The organism is Chryseobacterium oranimense (genome assembly GCF_900129755.1).
In the GTDB taxonomy this organism is placed as follows: Bacteria; Bacteroidota; Bacteroidia; order Flavobacteriales; family Weeksellaceae; genus Chryseobacterium; species Chryseobacterium oranimense.
This window is the reverse complement of the sequence record NZ_FQWT01000006.1, coordinates 169,211-193,352: the sequence shown is the minus strand read 5'-3', so window position 1 is coordinate 193,352 and position 24,142 is coordinate 169,211. Positions and strand designations below refer to the sequence as shown.

Genomic DNA, 24,142 nt, shown 5'->3' with positions numbered 1-24,142 from the left:
TGTTTAATATCAGTAAGTATAAATTTACAGATTATTCTAAGATAAACTTGGCTACTACGCGAATCATTTCTCCACTACCGCACGAATCCTTTCGTGTGGTTATAATAGTATAATTAAACATTCTAATAATACAATCGTGTGGTAGCGAGGAAATGTTTAAAATAAATTATTGTTTTGAATGTAAGTTTCTTTTGAAATATTTAACATGATTACTTTTGTCATTTATTATTTCAATTAAAGGTTCAATGGCATCTTTAGAAAACACAACCTTTTTTTTATCTTTTATAGTATCTATATTTTCAATCCAAATGAAATTAGAAAATTTTTCATTAAGAATATTTTCTTCAGGATCTTCAATATGAAAATTTTCAATGTTTGTCCATCCAAGTTCTTTAAATGCAAGTTTTAAAAGTGGACTTGTAAAATTATATTTTGCATTTTTTTTAATTTCGGAGTCTAATGTCGATAAAGTTATGTAATCTCTAGGTGTAGAACTTTTTATTTCTCCAACAATTTTATAGAGTGGTTTACCTTCGGTATCTGATATTTTACCAATTTCACCAGCCGAAATAGCATTTAAAATAATATTAAAGACTCCTGATTCCGATTTATCAATTTCAATTTCACTGCTTGATAGATTTTTATCTTTTTGATTATAACCATAAATATTATTTGTTTTAGGATTTATCATCAAAATTTCTTTTGGATTAATGTCAAAAATTTCAGGAAGTAATTTCGACCAGATCTCCATAAATTCTTTACTTTTTTCATTCGCTTTTAATTGCAGAAAACTATTAAGCTTATGTGAATTTTCATTAGCTAATTCGTTTTTCCCTGAAACTCTATAAATTATTTCACCTTTTTTTAATTTGTAATCTATAAAGTCATTGATTGGAATTGTCACATCATTGTTTTTTTCAATAAGAATGTAATAAAATTTTCTTGCGCTTATCTGGAATTGTTGAAGATCAACTTTGATTGTACACTTAGTTATTGAATCAAATTTTTGTGTGACTATATTAAGATCTATCTTAGAAAATATATCTATATCGACTTGATTTAGTCCAATATCATTAATTTGTTTAGTTGTAGAATCTTCATCAAAGCCAATTAAAATAATTCCACCATTGTTATTTGTAAAAGATAAAATATCTTTAGAGAAATTTCTTAAAAATATATCTGTTTCGTCGGTTACTCCGAAGTGATTTAACTTTAGTTTATAATCAATAAAACTATTTTCTTTATTGAAAATTCCATGGTTTTTTATATTATCAATGATTTTCGTTACTTCTGATTTTAATAATTCTAAATTCATAGGTCGAAGGCTTCAATTTTTCCAAACTTTCACGCTAAATTAAAATACTAGTTAAATATTTCCTTACGGGAAACCATAATTCAACAAAAAAACCGCCCTACAAAAAGTAGAACGGTTAGTATATTAAATTGTCTCAGCAACAGCTGTTACATCATTCCCGGCATTCCACCACCCATTGGCATAGCTGGTTCGTCTTTTTTCACTTCAGTGATTACACATTCAGTTGTTAAAAGCATTCCGGAAACAGAAGCTGCGTTTTCAAGGGCAACTCTTGTTACTTTGGTTGGGTCTATGATCCCTGCTTCAAGCATGTTCACATATTCGTCAGTTTTAGCATTGTACCCGAAGTCACCTTGTCCTTCAGCTACTTTAGCTACGATTACAGAACCTTCACCGCCTGCGTTGGCAACGATTTGTCTTAATGGCTCCTCGATCGCTCTTTTCACGATTTTGATACCGGTAGTTTCGTCAAAATTGATCCCTGTAAGGTTTTCCAAAGCAGAGATGGCTCTTACTAAAGCAACACCACCACCAGCAACGATACCTTCTTCTACAGCAGCTCTTGTAGCGTGTAGGGCATCATCTACTCTGTCTTTTTTCTCCTTCATTTCTACTTCAGAAGCAGCACCTACGTAAAGTACAGCAACACCACCGGCTAACTTAGCCAGTCTTTCCTGAAGTTTTTCTCTGTCGTAGTCGGAAGTTGTAGTTTCCATCTGAGCTTTGATCTGAGCTACTCTTCCTTTGATTTTCGCTTCGTCACCACCACCGTTTACGATCGTTGTGTTATCTTTATCAATAGTTACTTTCTCAGCAGTTCCAAGCATATCCAGAGAGATGTTTTCCATAGTGAAACCTTGCTCTTCAGAAATTACCTGACCACCTGTAAGGATCGCGATATCTTCCAGCATTGCTTTTCTTCTGTCTCCAAATCCAGGAGCTTTTACGGCAGCAATTTTAAGAGAACCTCTCAGTTTGTTTACCACCAAAGTAGCTAAAGCTTCACCTTCCACTTCTTCAGAGATAATCAATAGAGATTTTCCACCCTGTGCAATCGGTTCAAGAACCGGAAGCAATTCTTTCATGGAAGAGATTTTCTTCTCTACCAAAAGGATGTATGGGTTTTCTACTTCAGCTACCATTTTCTCAGGGTTAGTCACGAAGTAAGGAGACTGGTATCCTCTGTCGAACTGCATACCTTCTACAACATCTACCGTTGTATCGATACCTTTAGCTTCTTCTACAGTAATCACTCCTTCTTTACCTACTTTTCCGAAAGCTTCAGCGATCAGAGCACCAATAGTTTCGTCGTTGTTGGCAGATACAGAAGCCACCTGCTTCACTTTATCTGTAGAATCTCCCACTTCCTGAGACTGGGATTTTAGGTTTTCAACAACTGCAGTTACAGCTTTGTCGATACCTCTTTTAAGATCCATTGGGTTAGCACCCGCAGCTACATTCTTAAGACCTTCTCTTACGATAGCCTGTGCCAAAACAGTAGCGGTAGTAGTACCGTCTCCTGCAATATCATTGGTTTTGGAAGCCACTTCTTTTACCATCTGGGCTCCCATGTTTTCTACTCTGTCTTCAAGTTCGATTTCTTTTGCTACAGAAACACCATCCTTAGTTACGTGCGGAGCACCGAAAGATTTTTCGATCACTACGTTTCTACCTTTAGGACCTAAAGTCACTTTTACTGCATTAGCCAATGCATCAACTCCTCTCTTCAGAGCGTCTCTTGATTCAATATCGAATTTTATTTCTTTTGCCATAATGTTAAGCTTTAAGCTTTAGGCAGTAAGCAATAAGCTTTGCCTTGAAGCTGTTAATTATTATTTAATAATTTTTTTCTAAGTTGTATAAGTTTTTGTCTGATTAAATTGAGTGTTGCATTAAGCTTTGTTATTGTATCTTCAGAAGTAAAACCTAAATCACAAGACAGTAAAAGAAGATATTCAGTTTCGTTTGTTGAACCTAAACTTATTTCTATAAATCTTGCGAATTCTTTATCTGTGGACCTTCCACAACCTTCTGCGATGTTGGTAGGAATAGAAACAGCCGCTCTTCTTATTTGTGAGGTAAGCCCAAAAAGTTCTGATTTTGGAAAGTTTTCAGAAATAATATAAATTTCTTTTACCAACTCGTGGGAGATTTTCCAAACGTCATATTTTTTGTAGTCTCTCATTGCCTACTGCTTATAGCTTAATGCCTGTTGCATTTTAACCGATGATTCCTAATAAATCTCCTTCTTTTACAATTAAGTAATCTTTCCCTTCCAATTTTAGTTCAGAACCTGAATATTTTCCGTAAAGAACTTTGTCACCTACCTGAACAGTTGTAGGCTCATCTTTCTTACCTGGACCTACTGCTACCACAGTACCTTCCTGCGGTTTTTCTTTCGCAGTATCCGGGATAATAATACCTGAAGCTGTTTTAGTTTCGGCAGCGATAGGCTCGATAAGAACTCTGTCTGCTAATGGTTTAAAGTTTACTGACATAATATATTTATTTTTTAATTAATTCTCCATTATAGCTCTCTAAATGTATGCCATGGGACACCTGTGGATGAAATGGCAGAATTTTATTTAACAGTGTGAAAATTTGGCAGAAAAATAAAAAAAGTAAAGCCGGAAACTTCCGGCTTTTTGTATTTAACTCTAATAATTCTGTGAATTATGGGCAGTACTGTCCCGGCCCGATCCAAAGGATGCATTTTCCCTGGTCGTTCCATTCGCAGCAAACAACTCTGGCCGCACCTCCAATGATGGACTTTTGGGCCTCTCTGCTTAATGATTTTGCATTTTTCATGATTTAATATTTTAATTTGTTTTATACTCCTGAACATTTAATGTCAATCAGGATTTTTGACGATTTGATGTAGGTGTTATTCAAAGATAGAAAAAATATGAATATGTTATTCACTATTTGTAGATTAATTATTGAGTTTTGTATTTTGAAAATCAGTGTTTTAAATATTATTTCAATAATTTAAAATACATATTAAAAGAATAAGCTTATCGTTGTAATAAAATTTTCAGACTCTTTATTTAATTGTTTCCAGTGTCATTTTTCTACCGCCAAGGTCCATATCTTGCCTGAGGATTTTTCTGGTTTCAGAGTCAATATAATAAGTGACGATCGTTGTTTTATCCCTGATGTCATCCGTAGTTTTTACAGTCCAGACTTTTTTACCATCGTATTCAGCTTTCTTGACGTCCAGTATGTAAGCTTTTATAAGTCCTTTCTTAGCATCCGGATTATAATCGAAGATAGAAAGATCAGCAGTATAGTTTTCTTTTAAAGGAAAGAAACGGATAGCCATAGGGTAGCTGCTGCTGTCGAAATAATCTGTGGCCGGAATTTCTATATAGTCCTTTTTCTGGGATTTCTTATCCAGATAATATCCGGTTACCTTAGTTTTACCCGATTTCAGAACCATATCTCTCATCGCATTAAAAGATGAATGATACACAGGCTCAAAGTTCGCTGTATTTACAATGGTGGAATCTGTCCATTGGGCATCAGGTGCCTTTTTCAGCTTTACAGTAGTTTTAATGAGCAGATCGGTCTTGTTTAATTTTTTGAGCTCGGTAATAATGCTGCCTATTTCTATTTTAGATCCTGCATTTTCTGCGTACCAGACTGCTTCCGAAGTTTCGTCTTTGATCAGCTTAGGATCAATATTGCTATTGCCGGGAGTGAGCAGCTTCTGAGAAAATAAATTAATGCTGCTTACCAATAAAAGAACAAGAAATGATTTCATGGTTTTTTATTATGATAAGTAGATTTGATTTTCAAAAAGTTACAGCCTTATTTTTAATTTATACACAGGGTCAGGTAGAATGTATCTTGTCTTTCTGATTCTGACTAATTTTTGAAATCACAGCCCCGGAAATCGCAATACTGATAAAATTTGTTACAGATCTTGCTTCATTCATAAAGCGGTCAACACTATAAAGAAGGGCGATATCCGTAAGAGGAATTTTCCCGAATCTGTTCAGAGTGAAAATAAGGGCAAGAAATCCGGAGCCCGGAACTCCTGATGCTGTTTTTGAAGTGACAGAAATGATCACGAAAAGCCAGAGATAATCACCTAAAGTTAATGAGATATTATAGAATTGGATGAGAAAGCAGCACGTTACCGAAATATAGATACAGGCTCCGGAAAGATTAAAATTATATCCCAAAGGAATAACAAATCTTAAAATTTTTCTGCTGTATCCTTCCGATTCCATTTTATCAAAAATCAGAGGGAATGCGGTCTTTGAGGAAGAGGTAGTGATCACAAGGATGATTTCTTCTTTTAAATCCAGTAAAAATTTCCACAACCGGATTTTAAACAGATAAGCAACAGCGCCTAAAATTCCGAAAATAAAGACAATATCGGCAAGGTAAACCGTTGCCACAACTTTACTGAGAGGAAGAAGCGTATTAATACCATACACGGCAATTCCATAAGCAATATTACAGAAAATAACTGCCGGAAGAATGATATAGAGATATTTGATTACCGTGTAAAATATCTTAAGACCGCGGTCTAATATGTTCAGGAATTTTTCTCTTCCTTTTGAGAGGTTCATTAAAATTCCGGCTATAATTGAAGTGATAAGGAAAATCCCATGCCTGTTGAGGTACAGCCTTCCGGATAGGCTGGTATCATTGATTTCGAAGGTTCTGGGAAGAGACTTACTGATCCTGGAAATATCGATCCCTGTATCGGCTCCCGGTTTTACTGCAATACCAAAAACAATCCCTAAAATAATCGCAATGGAACTTATGACCAGAAAATACAAAATAGTTTTCCATACAATGCTCCTTGCGTTTTTAATCCCGGAAAGCTGGCAGATCCCGTACATGATCGCCATGAAAATTATGGGAAGGATAAGCATTTCCAGAACCATGAAAAAATACCTGCTCACCATTCCCAGTTTAATGCTTGCTTCAGGTGCATAATGTCCCGTAAGCACTCCACCGAGAATGGCGGCAAATACATATAAGGTAAGATTTTTTAAATATCTTCCTGTGAATGTTTTCTTTGTTTCAAAAAGGTTCATCTGAAAAAATATACTGTCTGTGCAAAACCGGGAGTTTATTACATATCCGAAATATAATAATAATTAACGAATTCTGGTTAAATAACTCCTAAAATCAATGCTGCCAGAAGCATCACAATAGAAGAGCCCAATGCCCATTTCAGCGTATATTTCAAATGATCCGAAAATTCCACACCTGCCAGTGAAACCAATAAATAGGTAGACGGAACCAAAGGACTCAGAAGATGCGACCCCTGGCCGATAAGGCTTGCCCTTCCTAATATTTCCGGTGAAATTCCCAGCTGATGCCCGGTAGCAACAATAATAGGAAGTATTCCGAAATAATAGGCATCATTGGAAAGGAAAAAAGTGAGCGGAATACTGAACAGAGCAGTGATGATATTCAGGTAGCCTCCCCAGCTTTTGGGTACTATTTCTATCATACTGTTTCCCATGGCCTGCATAATCCCTGAACCGTTCAGTATTCCGGTGAAAATCCCGGCCCCGAAGATCATTCCGGCCACAGATAAGGCATTCCCGGCATGTTTTGAGATGATTTTCTGCTGGTCTTTCAGCTTTGGATAATTGATAATGGAGGCCAGGCAGAACGCTATCATAAACGCAATGCCTAAAGGAACAATATCAAGAATCATTACTACTAAAAGGGCAATTGTAAGAGCAAGATTGATCAGGATCAGTTTCGGACGGCGGAGTTTAGGATCCACTTCACCAATAATATCATTGCTGTTGTAATTGGTAAATTTTCCATGTTTGGCAATCCTTATTTTCTCTCTTCTTCCCAAAATATAAGCTACAAAAATCACCCATAGGATTCCTATCGCCATAATTGGGATCATAGGAACGAAAATTTCTGTGTGCCCCAGCTTAAGGGAGCTCATTACCCTTGCCGTAGGCCCTCCCCATGGCAGAATATTCATAATCTGGCCGGCAAGCATAATAATACACGTCAGGATTAAAGGATTCATGCCCTGTCTTTTATAAAGTGGAAGCATGGCAGCCACCACAATCAGATAAGTGGAAGAGCCGTCGCCGTCCAGCGATACCAAAGCCGTAAGAACAGCAGTTCCTATGGTGGTTTTGATGGGATTGTCCCCAACAGCTTTTAAAATTATATTTACCAAAGGCTCAAAAAGGCCTGTGTCGATCATTAAGCTGAAATAAAGGATGGCAAAGATCAGCATCACTCCTGTAAGCGCGATTTCTTTTACGCCGTTTTTCATCATATCCCCCAGCTCAGGGCCGAAACCTGCAAAAAGAGCTATGGTTACGGGTACGATGACCAGGGCAGTGAGCGGGGTCATTTTTTTGTTCATGATCAGGACCATGAAGATCAGGATCATGAGAAATCCAAGGAAAGTAAGCATAAATGATTGGTTTTATAGTTATTTATTTTTGTTTTTTCTCCAGTCGAAGCTGTTTCTGTAGCCAATGTAGCCATAGTTGCTGGTAGATCCGGTCTCCAGCTGGTTGATAAAAGCGACTTCAATAGCAGAATTTTTCCCCACTTTAACCCCGATGCCAGCCGTTAAACGGTTGCTGTCAAACGGTTCATCCTTCACGACATTCATTCTTATTTCATTTTTCAGAATGCCGTACAGTTTTTCTTTTTCTCCTGCTCTGTTAAAAGGAATTCTCAGAGAAATCAGATAACGCAGCCTGACGATGAAATCATTGGGGTTACTGATAAACCGTTCTTCCACACGGAAGCGATGCGAAACTGAAGTTCTTCCGATATTACCTCCCAGTGTCACCTGCTGGAAAGGCCTTTTTTCGTACCTCTCTTTCTTTGTATTGTCAGATTTATAGGAATCCAGTACGAGGAACATAAATCCGGCAGCAGGTTTTACCTCATTGGCTATTTCATAATCTACATAGGCCGATACAAGGAAAAGCCTGGTGTCATAAGCGAGATCAAAAGAACGGTACTGGGATAGGGCGGTCAACGTACTTTTATCCGTCAGTCTTGCCGACATCAGATACTGGAACCACATATTGTAGCTGTCCCGGCTTTGGGCATGAACTTGTGAGGTTACAGCCAGCAGTAAAATAATGATTAATTTGAATTTAATTTTCATGTAATATTGAGTTAACATCCTGATGTCTCAAATATATTTATAAGATTCAGCCGCGGATTTATTTTTCAATCAATGACAGTTTTTATCAGTGAACTGCACGGCGGGCTGAAAAAGATGGTATATTTGAAAGATTGAAAATGGAGCTTTTTAGATGTTTCTGATTGTAAATATTGTATTTATATTGCTGGTTTTCAGGATTTTATTTAATCCGAAGGTTTTAAAAAGGCTGATGGAGTATCATTGGGGATTTTTGCTGAAGTTCCAGCATATTTTTTTCCTTTTGATCTTTATTATCATCACTTTTTTTACCGAAAACTACTTTTTGGATACTCCGGAGCTGATCTGGAGTGTTTTATCGGTCATTATTTTTAATGTCGGAATTTACAGTCTTGTCTATTTTTATCTGGTCCCGGAATTTTATCTTTCCAATAAATATCCTGAGTTCATTCTTTTTGCGCTGATCACTTTTCTGGTCTCCAGCCTTTTCAGGATTCTGCTGGAACCGGCAGTTTTCAATATGAGTTTTAATGAAAACCTGTCCAATACCAAATTTTTATATAATGTGTATACGGCACAGGGAATCGTGATACTTGTTGCTTCATTTCTCGGGATTACAAAAGATAAATTCCTGATTGAACAGGATTTTAAAGATCTTGGCGAGGAAAAAGACCAGCTGTACCTGGACCTGCTGAAGTCTAAAATGAATCCCCATTTTCTGCTGAACACCCTTAATAATATTTATTCCAAGAGTTTTCAGCCCTCAGAAAATACCTCGGAATCTATATTGCAGCTCAGCAAACTGCTTCAGTATGTGATTTATGATACCAGTAAAGAGAGAATTTCGATGGCTCAGGAATTTTCATCGATCCATTCTCTTGCAGGGCTGTATCAGCTGAAATATAATAATGTGTTGAATATTGTTTTTACGGTTGAAAACGAAGAAACCTTGGATTTAATAGATATTCCGCCTTCCATATGCCTTACTCTTTTTGAAAATGCCCTGAAACATTCAGCGGTGGGAATAGAAGAGGGGAGCTATATTCATCTGAGCTATAAAATAAAGGATCAGGAACTTTTGTTTGAGATCAGAAATTCTGTATCCAGAAAAAAGAATCTTGTCGGGAATATGAATGACAGCGGTTTGGGGAACGAAGCGGTAATCAACATCCTGGAAAAAAATTATGCGGGAAGATTTACTTTTATCTCCGAACCTGCAGACAACAACAACTATCAGACTATTTTAAAAATAAAATTGTAATGGCTAATCTGACGATCGTAAGCGTAGATGATGAATATCCGGCTCTCCAGCTCATCCAGAAGTACTGTGAGCAGATAGAGGGTGCTGACCTGTTAAAGGTTTTCCAGAACCCGGAAGACGCATTGAACTATCTTAAGCAGAATAAAGTGGATCTGGTGATTCTGGATATCAATATGCCTTATATGAATGGGATTGAACTCCTACGCCAGCTGCCTTACAAACCATTATGTATTTTTCTTACTCTGGAAACCCAATATGCCGTTAAAGCTTTTGAACTGGATGTGGTGCATTATCTTGTCAAGCCTGTAGACTTTGAAACATTCCGGAAAGCCATTAACAAGGCAAAGGATTTCCTTCAGTTTAAAAACTCTGTAGAGCAGCAGAAGAAGGAAGACTTTATCATGTTCAAATCCAATTACGTCATGAATAAGGTTTTACTGGATGATGTGCGGTGGATACAGGGGTTTGGAGAATATATCATCCTGATGACCCATCTTAAAAAGTATATGATCCTTGACCGGATGTCGAATTTTGAAGAGAAATTTCAAAACCTGGGATTCATCAGGATTCACAAGTCATATATTGTCCTGTCTTCCCATATCAGTTCATACGATACCGCCCATGTGTATCTAAAAGATGGAGAGAAGCTTCCCCTAGGGAGAACTTATAAGAATTCTTTAAAAGCTTACCTGAATTAATTTCAACAGCTGCTTCATCAAAATCAATTTGAAAATTGATTCACCCTTTGCAAACTTGAATTTTCGGAATGTAGATGAAACTTTGCGTTTAAAAAAATCGCAGATTAAGTTGATTGAGCAGATCTTTTCGGAATTATATAATTCAATAGGAGCGGGCTTTAGCCCGCTTAACAAATTAGGAGAAAAAATGGCTTTAGCCAAAATGGTTAATAATAGATTCATTTGGCAAGTTCAATAAAAAAGGCTGCCTCAAATATGGGCAACCTTTTATATTATGATTTTTAATATTATGATTTTTTTCCGGCCTGCATCGGGTTTACCTTTCCGCTGGCACCACCTCTTACCGGGCCTTCTCCCTGTTTCTGCTTGAACAGCTGGAATTTTGAAACCGGGGTTTCTGTTCCGCTGCTGCTCCATACATTATTTGATGTATCAATGTCGGCAGTTTCTCTCATTGGATCAAGCTGGATCGACTTAATTTTTTTGTCAAAATAATAAGTTTTTGAAACCTTCTGTTCGTTCTGTCTCCAGATCTGTGCAGATGATTTGTCATACAGTTTTGATCCGTCTTCAAAAGTGAATTCAAGAATGATCGGCATTACCAGTCCGCCTTTGTTAACAAAATCGATCTGATAACCTGTAAGGTTTTTAAATTTCTCCTTATCCTTGGCATCCAGAGGAATTCCTGCGTCTGTTTTTAGAGTGTATTCTTTTTCAGTATCTACCTTTTCCTGGCCTCTGTCATACCTGTAATAGAAGTCCTGCAGGTCCTTATCCTGATCTGCATAGAATTTGATGTTCTTATCCTCCCTGTTTCTGATCTTTGAAATATCTTCAAACGAATTCTGAAGAGGCTTATCCACCTTATATTTTGTTTCTTTGGCTTCTCTTGGAGGTGTATTGAGATCCGGTGCTGCAATAGTCACTTTATCGATGGCAATATCTACAGGATCTGTACCATAGAACCATCCTCTCCAGAACCAATCCAGATCTTCACCACTTGCATCTTCCATCGTGCGGAAGAAATCTGCCGGCTCAGGATGCTTGAATGCCCATCTTTTGGCGTATGTCTTAAAAGCTTTATCAAAAAGTTCCCTTCCCATGATTGTTTCACGCAGGATATTCAAACCGGTAGCCGGTTTTGAATAAGCGTTAGGGCCAAACTGAACAATATTTTCAGAATTACTCATGATCGGCTCCAGTTGATCTTTAGGCAGCTTCATATAATCTGTAATAGTCCATGCCGGGCCTCTTTTTGATGGGAATTTATTGTCCCATCTCTCTTCCGTAAGATATTCCGTGAAGGTATTTAATCCTTCATCCATCCAGCTCCATTGTCTTTCGTCTGAGTTGATGATCATCGGGAAAAAATTATGTCCGACTTCGTGGATCACTACCCCAAGCATTCCATTTTTAGTGGCTTCAGAATAGGTGCCGTCCTTTTCCGTTCTTCCGTAATTGAAACAGATCATCGGATACTCCATTCCGTTGGCGGCTTCTACAGACTGTGCAACGGGATATGGATAAGGAATGGTGAATTCAGAATAGGTTTTAATCGTGTGGGCAACAGCTTTGGTTGAATATTTTCTGTAAAGGGCATAAGATTCTTTTGGATAGAAACTCATTGCCATTACTTTATTATTATTTTCAGGAATCGTAACGCGCATACCGTCCCAGACAAACTTTCGGGATGAGGTCCATGCGAAATCTCTTACATCATGGGCTTCAAAATTCCATGTTTTTCTCTGCTTGGAATGGTTTTTTTCAGCCTTTTTCGCTTCATCGAGGGTTACAATTTCAACAGGTTCGGCAGCACTTTCAGCTTTTCTGTATCTTGACATCTGGTCAGAAGTTAAAACCTGTTCGTAGTTTTTACATTCACCGGTTCCGCCTACAATGTGATCTGCAGGTACATTCATTGAAACTTTGAAGTTTCCGAATACGAGTGCAAATTCACCGCGTCCGGTAAACTGGTGGTTCTGCCATCCGTGGAAGTCGCTGTATACACACATTCTTGGATACCATTGCGTCATAGTATACAGATCATTTCCGTCTTCTGCGAAATTTTCATATCCGCCACGGCCGCCCATTTTAATCCTGTTGGGGATGTTGTAATTCCATTCTATTTTGAAAACCAGTTTTTCTCCTTTTTTTAATACTTTCGGCAGATCAATACGCATCATCGTTTTGTTTACCGTGTATTTCAAAGGATTTCCTGAGGCATCGGTCACTTTTTCCAGGTTAACGCCGTAGCCATTGTCCTTTTCCGGAAGCTCAGTGGCTTTTAGTTGCTGGTCATTGGAAGAAGCCGGTAGGGTGGAAGGAAATGCAAAACCTGCATTTTTAACGTTGGATTGTTCATTCTCATCCAGCTGAAGCCAGATATAATCCAGGTCATCGGGAGAATTGTTGTAGTAGGTAATGGTTTCCGAACCCTTTAGATTTCTTTTGTCTTCATCAAGGTAAGCTGTGATATCATAGTCGGCCTTGTTCTGCCAGTATCCCTGTCCGGGAGCTCCCGAAGCGGTTCTGTAAATATTGGGAGTAGGAAGAATGGTGCCAAGCTGTTCGAACCTGTTGCCGTGGTTACTGCCAGGGTTGTTCTGAATATTTTGTGCGGTGAAGCCTGTATATGCAAATACAGAAAATGAAAATAGGGCTGCTTTTAATTTCATTACCGGATTGATTTTATAGTTATCAAAGATAATAATAAGTAGTTGAAATATTAAAAATGTTTCAAATTTAAAACGGAATTCTTTCCAAAGTCATTTTCAGTGACAATGCAAATACCCCCGAAGATACAAACAGAATCCAGTCTTTTTTATTAACCTTAAAAATACTCAGCAGGATAAATAGAATAATAAGAATGCCTGATACAATAACAATCTGGCCCAATTCCAGCCCGATATTAAAGCCTAACAGCGGTATGGCAATACTCTGGCTTTTGGCGATCATGACTCTTGCGGTATTGGCAAAGCCCATCCCATGAATAAGTCCGAAGATAGCTGCAAGATAATAATTGGCCCGCATCAGCGTCTGTTTTTTATTCTTCATCAGGATATTGTCCAGAGAAGTCAGGACAATGGTAAGCGGAATTAGAAATTCAACCCAGTCGGATGGAACCCTGAAAACATCCAGAATACTCAATGCTAGAGTAATAGAGTGCCCGATTGTGAATGCGGTGACAAGAACCAGGATTTTTTTCCAGTCACTGAAAGAATATACTGCAATCAGGGCAAGTACGAATAGCTGGTGATCAAGGGCATCAAGAGAAATAATATGCTCCCAGCCGAGGTTTAAATAGAATAGAAAATCCTGCATCATAATGTAAAAATATAATGCGTACGAAAATAATGATTAATTTCGAACAAATTTTAAAGATCAGGACCTATGAAGAATTTATGGTTGTTTTTGTTACCGTTATTTTTTTTATTCTCTTTTTCAAAGGCGAAGCATCCTTATCATGTAGGTTCTGTAGAAATTAATTACAATGCCAGGTCGAAGTCCTTTGAGATTACCGGCAGGTTTTTTCTGGATGATCTGGAAAACGGGCTGGGTAAAAAATATGGAAGTTCTTTTCATTTTAATGATGAGAAATACAAAGCTAGACTCAATGAAGCTCTTGAAAAATACTGTGCAGAATATTTAAAATTAAAGGCTGACGGCAAATTCCTGAAAATAAATTATGTGGGGTATGAAGAAGACAGTGAATCAGTCAATATCTACCTTGAATCTGAAACTCTAGCTGCTCCTAAGAAAGTAGAAGCGGCGGTTAGTTTCCTGTATAACCTTTTCGATGATCAGATTAATATTGTTCATTTAATTGTAAATGGAGAAAGGAAAAGCGAGAAGCTTACTTATCCGAACCGATACCTGTACCGCCAGTATTAAAATTCCCGTTTTCTGAACCTTGTTATTTGGATTTACATCTTATTAGAATATTAAATCACTAGTTGTTGATTAATAATTTTAACTTGTATCTCTTTAAGAATTATTTTTGATTGTGAATTTTCAATACTTCGTTTATTTTGTTATTAATAATGTATTTATAGCAATATTTTATTAATTATAGATTATTGTATTTGTTTTTTCTTTAAAATAAATTATATTTGTGTAGAGCTAATCAGGATAATTAATTTTTAATTAATAGTTTATTAAATTATAATTTTCACGAACATTCTAATTTTACGGATGGATCATTTATGATTTCATATTCATTAAAAAGATATTGTCTAAATATCTTTAATTGTTTAAGTAGGGATTAGTATAAGTGTTCTAAAATTTATGATTAAACAGTGATCAAAAAGTAGATAGACCTGATAAAGCCGGCTATCAGATACAAAGCAGGATGTCTTGTGAAAATTCCCATTCACAACATTCAGTACAGCAGATTCTAATAACACAAATTGTTAAAAACACTTACAGGAGCGTAAGTGTTTTTCATTTATTATCCACCTGGATCAGTGAGTTGATTCCTTTGGCGTGCGCAAGGAGATCAGGAAAGAAATGGTTATAACATTCCTGAAGAAACGGCTTGTTTTCCAGAAATGCTTCGAAAACGGGGATATCCGGATTCAGATATTGGGCTTTATTAAGAACATTCCGCATGCTGAATTTGATGCCCCAGTCTTCACGGTAATTGTACAACCAGTCATCCTGTTCCATTTTGGCCAGCATTTTTTTGAAATTCTCAGGAAGCCATTCTTCATGTTCATGAAGCACTCTGTATACCCTTAATGAATGGGCTTTCCATTCTGCAAGAGAGTTTAGGGAAAGGTCTGTGGCTACAAAATAATCCATGGCAACGTCCACAAAAGCTCCGGCATACAGCCTTACCAAAGGAGAAAACACCTTTTTGGATTCGTGAATAGCGGGATGAGAATCGGTAAATGTATCCACTGCCCTGTGCATCGTAATGCCGTCCTGGATATCTTTCGGGAAAGAATAACGATCTTTGTTACGGATAAAATCCTCCAGAAACTGTCCTACGATCTGTCCGTCGGTAAAGGAAAGAAAAGAATGGGCCAAATAATTCATAGATTAAAGGTATAAATTATATGTGAACGACCAATCCTTACATATTAATTCCTTAAAAGATTCTTTCGTGGAAATCCTCAATTTTACTTACCTCCTCGATCTTAATGCCAAATTTCCTTTTCGGGATTTTATTGAGATTTGAAACAAATATTTTTTCGTAACCTAATTTTTCAGCTTCTGTAATTCTTTGTTCAACCTGGGCAATAGGACGGATTTCGCCGCTTAATCCAATCTCTCCAGCAAAACAGAAATGTTCGGAAATGGCAATATCTTCATTGGAAGACAGAATAGAAGCCACAACAGCCAGATCTAAGGCCGGGTCATCCGTTTTTATACCTCCTGTGATATTTAAAAACACGTCTTTGGCTCCAAGCTGGAATCCTGCACGTTTTTCAAGGACAGCCAGAAGCATATTCAGTCGTTTCGCGTCAAATCCGGTAGAACTTCTCTGTGGAGTACCATAAACAGCAGTGCTTACCAAGGCCTGGATTTCCAGCAGCATCGGACGGTTTCCTTCCAGTGTTACGGCAACTGAGTTCCCGGAAAGTTCTTCGAACTTCTTGGTAATAAGAATCTCTGAAGGATTTCTGATTTCTTTTAAACCCTGGGAGATCATTTCGTAAATCCCGATCTCGGAAGTAGATCCGAAACGGTTTTTATTGGCTCTTAACAGTCTGAAAAGATGATTTCTGTCCCCATCGAAATTTAAAACCACATCTACCATATGTTCCAGCACCTTTGGTCCGGCAATCTGGCCGTCTTTTGTGATATGACCTACCAGGAAAACGGGTGTATTGGTCTCCTTGGCAAATTTTATAATTTCATTGGAACATTCCCTGATTTGGGAAACGGTTCCGGGTGAACTTTCAATCAGCTGGGACTGAAGCGTCTGGATAGAGTCGATGATCATGAAGTCCGGTTCCAGTTTTTTAGCTTCATGGAGAATTTTTTCCAATGAAGTCTCAGTAAAAAGAAAACAGTTGGGATTCTGAACGTCAGTCAGTCTGTCCGCTCGCATCTTAATCTGTGAGGCACTTTCTTCCCCGGAAACATAAAAGATCTTTTTCTTCATCTTTAAGGCAAGCTGAAGCAGTAGGGTAGATTTCCCGATGCCGGGTTCCCCACCGATCAACGTTACGGAGCCCAGCACAATGCCGCCGCCCAGAACGCGGTTCAGTTCTTCGGAAGGCGTTTTTATTCTGGGTTCTTCACTGGTTTCAACCTCAATAATGTTGATGACATGCTGTTTTGATTTTGAAAATGGGGGAGCTTTAGATGAGGTTTTCTCAACTACCTCCTCCACAAGGGTATTCCATTCCCCACAGTTTTTGCACTGTCCCATCCATTGGGAGTATTGGGTTCCGCAGTTTTGACAGAAGTATGCTGTTTTCAGTTTTGCCATACTGCGAAGTTCCTGAATTTTTTTTAAACTCAGTTATCCGATAACATTATTTATAGAATGATATTCTTTAAAATAGTTTTTGTTTTGAATGTTTTGTAATTGAATTATATGAAAATGTCTAAAAATTCTTCATTGAATAGTTCCCTTTTTTATTTTATTAATGAGATGATGATGTAAGCTACCCAATTTTGTTTCCATTCTAAATGATAGATTCTTCTTTCATTTATCAACGATCGTTGTAAAAGTTAAAAATAAATATTCATATAAATTTCATTCTGATTGTATTTAAATATAAATATATTTGGTGAATGAACAGTTTTTCAGTTTTAATTTTGACTTACAATGAAGAAACGAATATTGCTGATTGTGTACAGTCAGTTTCTCTATCTAATGATATTGTAATATTGGACTCTTTCAGTAAAGATAAAACTGAAAGAATTTCGGAATCTCTAAATATTCGTTTTTATAAAAAAGAATTTGTTGATTACAGTGATCAAAGAAATTACGGTTTACATGAAATTGAATTCAAAAATGAATATGTTTTGATATTGGATGCAGATGAAAGATTAACTAAAGACTTGTCTGAAGAAATATTTAAAATATGTAATAAGAAAGAGGGGAAGCTAGATGTTTATTTATTAAGGAGAAGAGTTGTTCTTGAAAATAAAATATTGAAATGGAACTATTCTTCATCTTTCTGGATTGAAAGATTAGTTAGACCTAAAAAAGTCAAATTTCAAGGTAATGTTCATGAAAAACTAATTTACAAAGGTGAAAATGGTTTTTTAAAAGGATATATCTTACACTATCAATTTTCAAAAGGAATAGATCATTGGATAATGAGAAGGAAAAAATATGCTCATTTGGAAGCCATATCTCATGAGGAAAATTTGGATATAATAAATGATAACATTATTTCCAAAAGAATTAAAATGAAAAAGTTCTTTGTTACGAAAGTTCCGTTTTTTTATTACATTTATTTTATATATAATTTTTTTATAAAATTTGCTTTTTTAGATGGTTATAAAGGATTAAAATATATCACACTTGAAACTTATTCATTATATTTAATATCAAAACATAAAAATAATGGTAAATAATCTCCGATATCTTAAATATCTTCCAGCTCTAATTAATAAACAAAGGATTTCAGAAGTTACTTTTTTTATTACCGATATCTGTAATATGAAGTGTAAGCATTGCTTTGTTCTGGATGCACTTAATAAAAAACTTCCGGTACTCAGCCCTAATGAAATCCGAGAAATGGGAAAATTTGTAAACCCCATACAGCGAGTTCATGTAGGAGGAGGAGAACCCTTTACAAGAAGAGATTTACATGAAGTCATTGCTGCTATTTCAGAAACATGGAATCCCGGAGTTATATGTATCCCAACCAATGGATGGTTTACAGATAGAATCCTGGAGTTTATTAATTATTATGGCCAGCATTGTAAAAGCAATATAAGACTTCATTTTTCTATTAATTCTCCCAATCCTGAAGATATGGATAGATTTACAGCACTCAAGGGTAGTTTTAGAAAATGGAAAGATTCAATTACAAAATCTATAGAAGCTGCAAAAAAATATAAAAATATTACAATAGTTGCATTGGCAACTTATAATGAATATAATCAGGAAATTTTTAAAGATCTTATAGATTATTTGCATAAGGAAATAAAGGTGCCAGATTTTAGTTTTCAAATTGCTAGAACTCATGAGAATTATAAGCCGAATTTAGATTATGATAAGTTTAAAGAAATAAATAATTATTATTTCAATACTTATAATAAACAAGATGTATTTATATCTTCATTTAGAAAATTGTCACGTGAAAAGAGTGTTGATTATTTCAAAAACCCTATTTTTAAAAAAGAATGTACATCAGGCAAATTAAGAGTAGTGATATCACCCACAGGAGATGTTTATCCATGCGAGAAGCTTGGATATCCAAATTTAAAAGAAATGAATAAATGGCTATTAGGTAATATAAGAGATTTTGAATATAACCTGAATAATCTTGTCATATCATCTCCTGCAAGTACTTGCTATGATAAAATATGTAAGGATAAATGTCACTGTGATCATAATATTGATCAAAGTCTAAGCTTACTTTCTGACAAAGATCATAGAAAAGAGTTGATAAAGGAAACAATTAAAAAAATTATAAAAAAGTAAATTATTTTTTTGATGTAGTCATAAGGTAAGAACGATTGAGAAAGAATAAAAACTATCATACATCAAGACCAAGAGTAGTCAATATATATTACCTTTACTCAACTAAAAATAAGTTATAATGAAAAAAGTATTTTTATCCTTCGTATTCACGCTGCTAAGCGTTTTGGGATTCGCTCAGACAGAATGGTCGGCAGATCCTATGCATTCTTCGGTAAACTTTACGATCAAACATATGGGAATCAGCTTCGTACAGGGGCGCTTTGATACCTTTAAAGGAAGGGTTACTGCTGAAGGTCCGAATTTAGATAATGCTGTTTTTGATTTCGGGGTAGAAGTAAACTCCATCAATACAGGAGTGGATATGAGAGATAAACATCTTAAGAGCCCTGATTTTTTTGATGTGGATAAATATCCGGCAATAAGCTTTCACAGCACCTCTATCACTAAAGACAAGAATAATTTATATACACTGAAAGGAACCCTGAAAATTAAGGAAACTATAAAAGAAATTACAGTTCCGGTAACGTTTGGAGGCGTTACGAAAAACCAGCAGGGAAAAGAAGTAATGGGTTTCCAGACCAAATTTACAGTGAACCGTCTTGACTATGGAATCAAATATGATCCAACCGGAGCTGGTGTAGCCAAAGATGTGGAAGTAAGTTTATTTTTTGAACTGGTAAAGCAATAGTCAATAAATAATTGGGCTAAAAAAGGTTTTTCAAGTAATTGGAAAACCTTTTTTTATTAGTTGATATTATATGCTGATATCAGGACCGTTATCGCTTTTTCCCATTTTCAAAATTTAAAAAATTGCTTTGTATCTCTTTTTCTCATAACTTTGCACAAACCTAATCTAATGAGTAAAAAGAATACAAAGTACATCTTTGTGACAGGAGGTGTAACTTCATCTTTGGGAAAGGGAATCGTTTCTGCTTCTCTGGGACTTCTACTAAAATCACGCGGCTTTAATGTAACAATCCAGAAACTGGATCCTTATATTAACATCGACCCAGGGACACTGAATCCATATGAACACGGAGAATGCTATGTAACCGAAGATGGTGCGGAAACGGATCTGGATTTAGGTCACTACGAGCGTTACCTTGATGCTCCTACTTCCCAGAATAACAACGTTACTACAGGAAAAATTTACCAAACTGTTATTGAAAAAGAAAGAAAAGGAGATTTCCTTGGAAAAACAGTTCAGGTAATTCCTCATATCACCAACGAGATCAAGCGCAGAATCAAAATGCTTTCCAAGCAGAACTACGATATCATCATTACCGAGATCGGAGGAACTGTCGGGGATATTGAATCTCTTCCGTACATTGAAACTGTCCGTCAGCTGAAATGGGAACTTGGTGAGAAAAATTCTATGGTGATCCACCTTACCCTATTGCCTTATCTGGCTTCAAGCGGTGAATTGAAAACAAAACCTTCACAGCATTCAGTCCGTCAATTAATGGAAAGCGGAATCATGGCCGATGTTTTGGTTTGCAGAACAGAACATAAAATTCCAAAGGACCAGAGAGCAAAACTGGCTCAGTTCTGTAATGTTCCTTTAGATAATGTGATTGAATGTAAAGATCTTGAAACAATCTATGAAGTTCCTATCTATCTTCAGAAACAGAATTTTGATGATGTAGTGCTGAAAGGTTTAGACCTTAAAAGTGATAAAGAAGCTGATATCAAGGAATGGAAAAACTTCCTTAAAAAATTCCAGAACCCTAAAAGAACAGTAGAAATAGCCTTGGTAGGAAAATATGTTTCCCTACAGGATTCTTATATTTCCATTGCTGAAGCGTTCAAACATGCCGGAGCCGATCTTGAAACGGAAGTAAAAGTAAGATGGGTGTACAGTGGAGATATTACCGCTGAAAACATTAAAGATACTTTAAAAGGGGTTAATGGTATTCTTGTAGCACCTGGTTTTGGAGACAGAGGAATTGAAGGTAAGGTCCTTACGGCACAATATGCCAGAGAAAATAAAATTCCTATGCTGGGAATCTGTCTGGGAATGCAGATCATGACGGTTGAATTTGCAAGAAATGTTTTAGGACATACCAAAGCAAACTCAATGGAATTTGATACGGCAACACCTGATCCGGTTATTTCATTAATGGAAGAGCAGAAAAACATTGTGGATAAAGGAGGAACCATGCGTCTTGGAGCCTGGAAATGTGCTTTAAAGAACGGTTCCAGATTAAACGAAATCTATGGTACTAAAAATATTACAGAAAGACACCGTCACCGTTATGAATTCAACAGTGATTATCTTCAGGAATTCGAGAAGAATGGCTTCCTGGCGACAGGGACCAATCCTGAAACAGGTCTTGTAGAGGCTCTTGAACTTCCGGATCATCCGTTTTATGTAGGAGTACAGTACCACCCTGAATATAAAAGTACAGTAGCAACGCCGCATCCTCTGTTCAGAGCTTTTATCAAGGCTTGCGAAAAGAAATAAGGTAATTATTGACCATAAACGTCTTATCATAAACTCAGACTGATTATTCTCAGCCTGGGTTTATTATATAGTAACATAGTAATGCATAGAGTTTTGATAAAAAAACAGTATTTTTGTCAGCTCAAAAAGTACATCATGGGTGTGCCGGATAAAATTTAAAATTTTAATATAAAAATAAAATGCAACAAAACAACGGAATCGATAAAAGTCAAATGATCAGTTTTGCGGTTTTATGTTTGGTTCTTTTCGGATTCATGTTCTATTTCCAGAACAAGCAGTCGAAAGAGGAACAGGTAAAAGCTCAGCAGCAGAAGACCGAACAGGCGAAAAATGCTGTAAAACAGACTCAGGCAAGCAATATCAATCCAAATGTAACTCCTGGTGCAATTCAGACAGCCAGTTTGAGCAACAAAGAACTGAATGTAGAATTCTCAAGCCTGGGAGGACAGGTTTCCAAAGTACAACTTGCGGAATATAAAGCATATGATCATAAAACAGATAAAGCAGATCTTCCGCTTTACCTGATTGATAAAAAGAATTCAAATTACGGTTTTCAGTTTAAAGATAAAACTGGAAAAGTTATCAATACAAAAGACCTGGTTTTCACACCGGCTGTAAACGGAAATGCTGTAACGATGACGGCCAACTATAACAATGCTGTTATACAGTTTGTTTACACATTACTTCCAAAATACACACTGGATTTTAAAGTAAGAACAAAAGGGCTTGCTGCTATCACTGCTGATAATAAAGCAGATTTTATCTGGGATTATAGTGTCAGAAATCTTGAAAAGGGTAGAGCACAGGAGCAGTCTCACTCTGAATTCTCATATGCTTTCAATAATTATAAAGATTATGATTATGACGGAAGAACAGAAATGAATGAAGAAAAAGAAACCCTGAACTGGATTGGTGTAAAGCAGCAGTTTTTCTCTTCTGTAATTGAAGCTAAAAACGGTTTCACACAGAGTAAAGGGAATCAGGAAACCATTGAAGAAGGTGAATATCTGAAGAAACTTAATTTTGAAGGATTCGTACAGATGACAGGAAGTGAGCTTAACCAGGACTTTACCTGGTATTTTATGCCGCTTGATTTACCGTTGTTAAAGTCTTATGATAAAAACTTTGATGAAATTCTTCCTTTAGGTTGGTCTTTCATCGGATGGATGAACCGCGGGTTCTTCATGCCAATGTATAACTTTATTGCCAGCTGGGGGCTTACGGCCGGGTGGGTGATTTTCTTAATGACCATCATCGTAAAGCTGATTTTATCCCCAATCATGTACAAACAGCATAAGTTAAGTGCCATGATGAAGGTGATCCGTCCGGAAATTGATGAAGTCAATGCAAAGCTTAAGGATGCAGACCCAATGAAGAAACAGCAGGCTACTATGGAAATCTACCGAAAGGCAGGAGTGAACCAGATGGCAGGATGTCTTCCGGCATTAGTTCAGATCCCTATCTTCTATGCCTTATTCCGTTTCTTCCCGAACTTTATAGATTTAAGAGGACAGGGATTCTGGTTTGCAAAGGATCTTACTGCTTATGATGATCTTATTAAGCTTCCTTTTAAAGTTCCGTTCCTGGGAGACCACTTAAGTGTTTTTGCGTTAGCTTGTACCATTGTGATCTTGATTTATACGGTAATGACATCTGGAAATATGCAGCAGCCTCAGCAGGAAGGAATGCCAAACATGAAAGTGCTGATGTATATCTTCCCGATTACCTTCCTTTTCTTCCTGAATACATCGGCATCAGGTCTTTCATGGTATTATTTTGTATCGAATGCGATTAACATTCTAATAATTCTTGTTATTAAATACGTGATACTTGACGAAAAGAAAATCCATGCACAGATTCAGGCCAATAAGGAAAAGCCAAAAGCTGAAGGTAAGTTCCAGAAAAGAATGAGAGAAATGATGGAGAAAGCTCAGGATCAGCAAAGAATTCAGGAGCAACAGAGAAAAAAGAAATAAAATAATTAAGTTAATATAAAAAGAGAAGCAATTTTGCTTCTCTTTTTGTTTTATATAAAGTTTACAAACCTTTAATCATATTTAAGCCTGAATGATTGTCTGTGATATTTTGTAGGGCCAAACTTTATCAAAGCCTCCTGGTGTGCTTTAGTAGCATATCCGAAGTTAGTATTCCAGCAGTACTCCGGATGCTCTTCATGGAGCTCGATCATCAGTCTGTCTCTGTAGTTTTTTGCCAGAATAGATGCGGCTGCTATAGAAAGAACCTTGGAATCTCCTTTAATGATGCATTGATGAGGAATATAATTATACGGATGGAATTTATTTCCGTCAACCAGAATTAGTTCAGGAATTATGGTTAATTGATCCAAAGCACGATGCATGGCATGGATGCTTGCATTAAGAATGTTGTGTTGATCTATAAATGAAGGAGATAGTTCTGCAATAGCATAATTCTTCACATTGTCTTTTATATAGCTATCCAGTTCCATTCTCGTTTTGAATGTTAGCTTCTTGGAATCATTAACGAGATTTTGTTGAAAACTGTCATCCAGAATCACAGCTGCAGCCACCACTGGTCCGCTAAGACATCCTCTTCCCACTTCGTCACATCCTGCCTCGATGTAATGATCTGTCCATTTTTGCAATAAATCCATCTTATTGTTTATATCCTCCCATTAAATGTTGT

The 24,142-nt window shown here is 36.6% G+C and carries 22 protein-coding genes; 8 read left to right on the top strand and 14 right to left on the bottom strand.

Annotation, left to right across the window (positions count from 1 at the left end; translation table 11 throughout):
• Nucleotides 1-166: 166 nt before the first annotated feature.
• From BUB03_RS17620 to BUB03_RS17585, 9 genes are all read right to left on the bottom strand, one after another.
• Entirely contained in the window at nucleotides 167-1,315 is a 1,149-nt protein-coding gene (locus BUB03_RS17620) for an ATP-binding protein (protein ID WP_073065643.1), read from the bottom strand.
• Between the two features lie 146 nt (nucleotides 1,316-1,461).
• Complete coding sequence (groL, locus tag BUB03_RS17615; protein ID WP_040997297.1) at nucleotides 1,462-3,087, bottom strand: chaperonin GroEL; 1,626 nt, start codon at nucleotides 3,085-3,087, stop codon at nucleotides 1,462-1,464.
• Between the two features lie 53 nt (nucleotides 3,088-3,140).
• Nucleotides 3,141-3,500 (bottom strand): four helix bundle protein, encoded by a 360-nt coding sequence (locus BUB03_RS17610; protein ID WP_073065641.1) that lies wholly within the window; start codon nucleotides 3,498-3,500, stop codon nucleotides 3,141-3,143.
• Nucleotides 3,501-3,534: 34 nt separating this feature from the next.
• Nucleotides 3,535-3,813 (bottom strand): co-chaperone GroES, encoded by a 279-nt coding sequence (locus tag BUB03_RS17605; protein ID WP_040997294.1) that lies wholly within the window; start codon nucleotides 3,811-3,813, stop codon nucleotides 3,535-3,537.
• A 175-nt stretch (nucleotides 3,814-3,988) separates the two neighbouring features.
• Entirely contained in the window at nucleotides 3,989-4,123 is a 135-nt protein-coding gene (locus BUB03_RS22210) for a hypothetical protein (RefSeq protein ID WP_262483337.1), read from the bottom strand.
• A 235-nt stretch (nucleotides 4,124-4,358) separates the two neighbouring features.
• Nucleotides 4,359-5,078, bottom strand: a complete 720-nt coding sequence (locus tag BUB03_RS17600; protein WP_073065638.1) for a DUF3108 domain-containing protein — start codon at nucleotides 5,076-5,078, stop codon at nucleotides 4,359-4,361.
• 70 nt (nucleotides 5,079-5,148) lie between these two features.
• The gene (locus tag BUB03_RS17595) at nucleotides 5,149-6,369 is read right to left on the bottom strand and encodes a cation:dicarboxylate symporter family transporter (RefSeq protein ID WP_073065635.1); all 1,221 of its coding nucleotides are present in this window, start codon (nucleotides 6,367-6,369) and stop codon (nucleotides 5,149-5,151) included.
• 77 nt (nucleotides 6,370-6,446) lie between these two features.
• A complete protein-coding gene (locus BUB03_RS17590; protein ID WP_073065632.1) occupies nucleotides 6,447-7,733 on the bottom strand; it encodes a CitMHS family transporter in 1,287 nt (428 codons plus the stop codon).
• 18 nt (nucleotides 7,734-7,751) lie between these two features.
• Nucleotides 7,752-8,444, bottom strand: coding sequence for a DUF2490 domain-containing protein (locus BUB03_RS17585; protein WP_073065630.1), 693 nt, complete (start codon nucleotides 8,442-8,444; stop codon nucleotides 7,752-7,754).
• 151 nt (nucleotides 8,445-8,595) lie between these two features.
• Here BUB03_RS17585 and BUB03_RS17580 point away from each other — a divergent pair, with 151 nt between their 5' ends.
• Nucleotides 8,596-9,702: a sensor histidine kinase gene (locus BUB03_RS17580; protein WP_228417925.1), complete on the top strand. Its 1,107-nt coding sequence runs from the start codon at nucleotides 8,596-8,598 to the stop codon at nucleotides 9,700-9,702.
• Nucleotides 9,702-10,400 (top strand): LytR/AlgR family response regulator transcription factor, encoded by a 699-nt coding sequence (locus BUB03_RS17575; RefSeq protein WP_040997284.1) that lies wholly within the window; start codon nucleotides 9,702-9,704, stop codon nucleotides 10,398-10,400. The genes BUB03_RS17580 and BUB03_RS17575 overlap by 1 nt, the downstream gene beginning before the upstream one ends.
• A 287-nt stretch (nucleotides 10,401-10,687) precedes the next feature.
• On the opposite strand, the gene BUB03_RS17565 is transcribed toward BUB03_RS17575, so the two are convergent.
• Nucleotides 10,688-13,075, bottom strand: coding sequence for a M1 family metallopeptidase (locus tag BUB03_RS17565; RefSeq protein WP_073065626.1), 2,388 nt, complete (start codon nucleotides 13,073-13,075; stop codon nucleotides 10,688-10,690).
• A gap of 67 nt (nucleotides 13,076-13,142) precedes the next feature.
• Nucleotides 13,143-13,721, bottom strand: a complete 579-nt coding sequence (locus BUB03_RS17560; RefSeq protein WP_073065774.1) for a HupE/UreJ family protein — start codon at nucleotides 13,719-13,721, stop codon at nucleotides 13,143-13,145.
• A gap of 69 nt (nucleotides 13,722-13,790) precedes the next feature.
• Here BUB03_RS17560 and BUB03_RS17555 point away from each other — a divergent pair, with 69 nt between their 5' ends.
• Complete coding sequence (locus BUB03_RS17555) at nucleotides 13,791-14,291, top strand: DUF6702 family protein (protein ID WP_073065624.1); 501 nt, start codon at nucleotides 13,791-13,793, stop codon at nucleotides 14,289-14,291.
• Between the two features lie 549 nt (nucleotides 14,292-14,840).
• On the opposite strand, the gene BUB03_RS17550 is transcribed toward BUB03_RS17555, so the two are convergent.
• Nucleotides 14,841-15,437: an acyl carrier protein phosphodiesterase gene (locus BUB03_RS17550; protein ID WP_073065623.1), complete on the bottom strand. Its 597-nt coding sequence runs from the start codon at nucleotides 15,435-15,437 to the stop codon at nucleotides 14,841-14,843.
• Nucleotides 15,438-15,489: 52 nt separating this feature from the next.
• On the bottom strand, nucleotides 15,490-16,839 hold the full coding sequence (gene radA, locus BUB03_RS17545) for a DNA repair protein RadA (RefSeq protein WP_073065620.1): 1,350 nt from the start codon (nucleotides 16,837-16,839) through the stop codon (nucleotides 15,490-15,492).
• A gap of 308 nt (nucleotides 16,840-17,147) precedes the next feature.
• On the opposite strand from radA, the gene BUB03_RS17540 reads away from it, so the two are divergent.
• The 5 genes from BUB03_RS17540 to yidC all read left to right on the top strand — a co-directional run bounded on the left by BUB03_RS17540 (nucleotide 17,148) and on the right by yidC (nucleotide 23,454).
• Nucleotides 17,148-17,939 (top strand): glycosyltransferase family 2 protein, encoded by a 792-nt coding sequence (locus BUB03_RS17540; RefSeq protein ID WP_073065617.1) that lies wholly within the window; start codon nucleotides 17,148-17,150, stop codon nucleotides 17,937-17,939.
• Entirely contained in the window at nucleotides 17,929-19,014 is a 1,086-nt protein-coding gene (locus BUB03_RS17535) for a radical SAM protein (RefSeq protein ID WP_073065615.1), read from the top strand. Before BUB03_RS17540 ends, BUB03_RS17535 begins: the two co-directional genes overlap by 11 nt.
• Before the next feature lie 118 nt (nucleotides 19,015-19,132).
• Nucleotides 19,133-19,702 (top strand): YceI family protein, encoded by a 570-nt coding sequence (locus BUB03_RS17530; RefSeq protein WP_040997272.1) that lies wholly within the window; start codon nucleotides 19,133-19,135, stop codon nucleotides 19,700-19,702.
• A 168-nt stretch (nucleotides 19,703-19,870) separates the two neighbouring features.
• On the top strand, nucleotides 19,871-21,478 hold the full coding sequence (locus BUB03_RS17525) for a CTP synthase (RefSeq protein ID WP_040997270.1): 1,608 nt from the start codon (nucleotides 19,871-19,873) through the stop codon (nucleotides 21,476-21,478).
• Nucleotides 21,479-21,657: 179 nt separating this feature from the next.
• On the top strand, nucleotides 21,658-23,454 hold the full coding sequence (gene yidC, locus BUB03_RS17520) for a membrane protein insertase YidC (protein WP_040997268.1): 1,797 nt from the start codon (nucleotides 21,658-21,660) through the stop codon (nucleotides 23,452-23,454).
• 71 nt (nucleotides 23,455-23,525) lie between these two features.
• Here yidC and BUB03_RS17515 read toward each other — a convergent pair whose 3' ends face one another.
• Nucleotides 23,526-24,110 (bottom strand): ribonuclease HII, encoded by a 585-nt coding sequence (locus BUB03_RS17515; protein ID WP_073065612.1) that lies wholly within the window; start codon nucleotides 24,108-24,110, stop codon nucleotides 23,526-23,528.
• Nucleotides 24,111-24,142: the final 32 nt, after the last annotated feature.